General features: G+C 67.9%; 3 protein-coding genes. All 3 read right to left on the bottom strand.

The genetic code is table 11. The features are described 5' to 3' along the window. Positions 1–585: 585 nt before the first annotated feature. From ACFV15_RS47965 to hrcA, 3 genes are read right to left on the bottom strand one after another with little or no spacing between them, the layout of a single operon-like run. Positions 586–1,338 carry a 16S rRNA (uracil(1498)-N(3))-methyltransferase gene (locus ACFV15_RS47965; protein WP_378360185.1) on the bottom strand — a complete coding sequence of 251 codons (753 nt, stop codon included), beginning with the start codon at positions 1,336–1,338 and terminating at the stop codon, positions 586–588. Continuing rightward, positions 1,338–2,501: a molecular chaperone DnaJ gene (gene dnaJ, locus ACFV15_RS47960; RefSeq protein ID WP_378360183.1), complete on the bottom strand. Its 1,164-nt coding sequence runs from the start codon at positions 2,499–2,501 to the stop codon at positions 1,338–1,340. The genes ACFV15_RS47965 and dnaJ overlap by 1 nt, the downstream gene beginning before the upstream one ends. Before the next feature lie 25 nt (positions 2,502–2,526). After that, positions 2,527–3,552: a heat-inducible transcriptional repressor HrcA gene (hrcA, locus tag ACFV15_RS47955; protein ID WP_378360181.1), complete on the bottom strand. Its 1,026-nt coding sequence runs from the start codon at positions 3,550–3,552 to the stop codon at positions 2,527–2,529. Between the last annotated feature and the right edge of the window lie 82 nt (positions 3,553–3,634).

Genomic DNA, 3,634 nt, shown 5'->3' with positions numbered 1-3,634 from the left:
CCCGGCCATACCACTCACGACCCCCACAACCCCCAATTTTCCAAATACCTGGAATTCCCCCACTCCCAAACACCAGCCCCACCATTGAGTCGTTTCAAAACCCAAAACCCATTCAGATCCATGAATAACACCCAAGAAAATCGATAAGGATCGAGGGCCGCCAGGCCCAATGATCCGACCCACGCGCACAAACGGGACCACGCTGGGTCAGGACGTGCCGCACCGTGGGGAGTTTGGGGGGCTCGGCCCCCCAAAATAATTGCGAAACCGCAAAGGCGAAGGTTAGAGGCGTAGCGCCCGAGCGCCGCCAGGCGCGAGAAGCGAAGCCTCAACCAAAGACGCCGCGGCGCGGTGGAGCCTGGGGGTCGCTCCACCGCCGCCGCGGCTCCGCCGGACCGAGGGGGGAGGTGCCCGGCGGGGATCTGCGATGTGCGGACTCGCGCCCCCACATCGAAAACCGTGTGTTGTGCTTCGGTTAACGAGAGTAACGGGTGTTGGCGTGGTCGCGCCAGGACTGGCCGCAAAATGTGTCTATATTTTTCCCAGGTTTCGAAGACGCTCGGTAGCCGAAGTGACGGCGCGTGCTCAGTTCCAGCGTGTTGTGAGCGCTCCGAGTGCACCGAGGGCGACTGTTGCAGCAGTGGATGTGCGAAGTACGGTCGGTCCGAGACGCACCGTGTGCGCGCCCGCGTCCGTTAGGGTGGTCAGTTCCTCGTCTGAGATTCCACCTTCTGGACCGACCACGAGGAGCAGTTCTCCGGTTGCGGGGAGTGTGAGGTCTGTGAGTCGCTCGGTGATGCCGGATTCGAGGACGAGTGCGATGTCCGCCGACGCGACGCGGGTGGTGAGTTCGCGGGTGGTGACGGGCTCGAGTACCGGTGGGACGTAGGCGCGGCGGGCTTGCTTGGCTGCGGCGCGGGCCGTGTTTCGCCAGCGGGCCAAGGCTTTTTCGCCGCGCGGGCCGGTTTCCCATTTGGCGATGCTGCGGGACGCGCGCCACGGGATGATGGTGTCGACGCCCGCTTCGGTGGCGAGTTCGACGGCGAGTTCGCCGCGGTCGCCTTTGGCCAGTGCCTGGACGACGGTGACGCGCAGCGCGGGCGGCGGTTCGACCCAGCGCTGCTCGATCCGCAGTCCCAGTGCGGGATCGCGGCCGTCCTGCACGGCGTCGATCACGCATCGGACGAGTCCGCCGTCGCCGTCGGAGAGCAGAATCCGCTCTCCTACGCGCATCCTGCGGACGGTCACGGCGTGCCGGGCTTCCTCGCCGTCGAAGATCACCGAGTCGACCGGCGGCAGCTTCTCGACAAGGAAGACCGGCAGCGTCGTGTCAGGCATTAGCGATTCTTAGCGCGCAGCTTGGAGAACAGGCCACCGTGCTTGGTGCCGTTGTTCGCGAGAGTCGGCACTTCTTCGCCGCGCTGGCGGGCGAGTTCGTGCAACAGGTCACGCTGCGCGTCGTCGAGCTTCGTGGGCACCACGACGTCGATGTGGACGTGCAGGTCGCCGCGGCCGTCGACGCGGCCGGACGAGCGCAGCCTCGGCATGCCCTTGCCGGTGAGCACGAGTTCGGTCGCGGGCTGGGTGCCCGGCTCGATCTCGAGGTCGAAGTCGCCGTCGATGAGTGTCTCGATCGGGACGCTCGCGCCGAGCGCCGCCGTGGTCATCGGGACGCGGAAGTTGCAGTGCAAGTCGTTGCCCTGCCTGACGAAAACCTCGTGCGGCGCCTCGTCGATCTCGACGTAGAGGTCACCGGCGGGGCCACCGCCCGCGCCGACCTCGCCCTGGCCGGACAGCCGGATGCGCATGCCGTCGCCGACGCCGGGCGGGATCTTCGCGGTGACCGAGCGGCGCGAGCGGACGCGGCCGTCGCCGCCGCACTTCTGGCACGGGTCGGTGATGACCTCGCCGAAGCCGCGGCAGACCGGGCACGGGCGCGCCGTGACGACCTGGCCGAGGAAAGAGCGTTGCACGGACTGGATCTCACCCATGCCGCCGCAGGTGTCACACGTGTGCACGGAGCCACCCTCGGCGGTGCCGGCGCCACGGCAGAGGTCGCAGAGGATCGCGGTGTCGACGGCTATCTCTTTGTCGACACCCGTCGCGCACTCTTCAAGCGTGAGGCCGATGCGGATCAGCGCGTCGGAACCGGGCTGCACGCGGCTGCGCGGCCCTCGGCCACGCCCGCCGCCGCCACCGGCGCCGAAGAAGGCGTCCATGATGTCGCCGAGCCCGCCGAAACCGGCGAACGGATCGCCGCCCCCGCTGCCACGCCCGGCGCCGTTGTCCATCGGGTCGCCGCCGAGGTCGACGATCTTGCGCTTCTGCGGGTCCGACAGGACCTCGTAGGCCGTGGTGACCTCACCGAACCGGTGCTGCGCGTCCTCCGACGGGTTCACGTCCGGATGCAGCTCGCGGGCCAGCTTGCGGTACGCGCGCTTGATCTCCTGATCGGACGCGTTCTTGGCCACGCCGAGAGTGCCGTAGTAGTCCCTCGCCACCGGTTTTCCTTGCTCCCTCTATTGATTAGCGACCGGACAGGATCTGGCCGACGTAGTTGGCCACCGCGCGGACCGCGGCGATCGTGCCCGGGTAGTCCATCCTGGTCGGTCCGACCACCCCCATGCCCCCGAGCAGCATGTCCTCACGGCCGTAGCCGATCGACACCACGGAGGTACTGCGCATCTGCTCGTCCTCATTTTCCTCGCCGATGCGCACGCTGATCGCACCGGGGTTGCGTGCGGCGGCCAGCAGCTTCAGCACGACGACCTGCTCCTCCAGCGCCTCGAGCACCTGGCGCAGCGAGCCGGGGAAGTCCGCGACGTTGCGGGTGAGGTTGGCCGTGCCACCGAGGACGAGCCGTTCCTCGGGGTGGTCGACCAGCGACTCCACCAGCACGGTACAGACCCGCACCAGCACGTCGCGCAGCTCTTGGGGTGATTGGTCGGGCAGCTCGGCGACCCGCACGGCCGCGTCGTTGACCTTCCGGCCGGTCAGCGCGTGGTTCAGCACCGTGCGCAGGCGCGCCACGTTGTCGCTGGTGATGACGTCGCCGAGGTCGACGGTCCGCTGGTCGACGCGGCCGGAGTCGGTGATCAGCACCAGCATCAGCCGAGCGGGTGTGAGCGGCACCACTTCGAGGCTGTGCACGGTCGAGTTGGTCATCATCGGGTACTGCACGACGGCGACCTGCCTGGTCAGCTGCGCCAGCAGCCGGACGGACCGCTTGAGCACGTCCTCCATGTCGGTGCCGCTGTCGAGGAAGCTGGTGATCGCGCGCCGCTCGGCCGAGCTCAGCGGCTTGATCTCGGCCAGCTTGTCGACGAACAGGCGGTACCCCTTGTCCGTGGGGATCCGGCCCGCGCTGGTGTGCGGCTGGGCGATGTAGCCCTCTTCCTCCAGCGCGGCCATGTCGTTACGGACCGTGGCGCTGGAAACACCCAGGTTGTGCCGGTCGACGATCGCCTTGGACCCGACGGGCTCCTGGTTGGAGACATAGTCGGCGACGATCGCGCGCAGCACTTCGAACCGGCGCTCTTCCGCGTTGGCCACCCTGTCACCTCCGTACCCTCGCCACTCACAACGAGTTTACGGACCCCTGAGTGCCCGGCGCTCAACCCCAGGTCACCTGGGG

The organism is Amycolatopsis sp. NPDC059657, assembly GCF_042734395.1.
In the GTDB taxonomy this organism is placed as follows: Bacteria; Actinomycetota; Actinomycetes; order Mycobacteriales; family Pseudonocardiaceae; genus Amycolatopsis.
The sequence above is the reverse complement of the archived record's forward strand: the minus strand, read 5'-3'. Positions and strand labels throughout refer to the sequence as shown.

What these genes read in the sequence shown, in the direction of transcription:
- ACFV15_RS47965 (WP_378360185.1), bottom strand. Translation starts at nt 1,338, where the DNA reads ATGCCTGACACGACGCTGCCGGTCTTCCTTGTCGAGAAGCTGCCGCCG.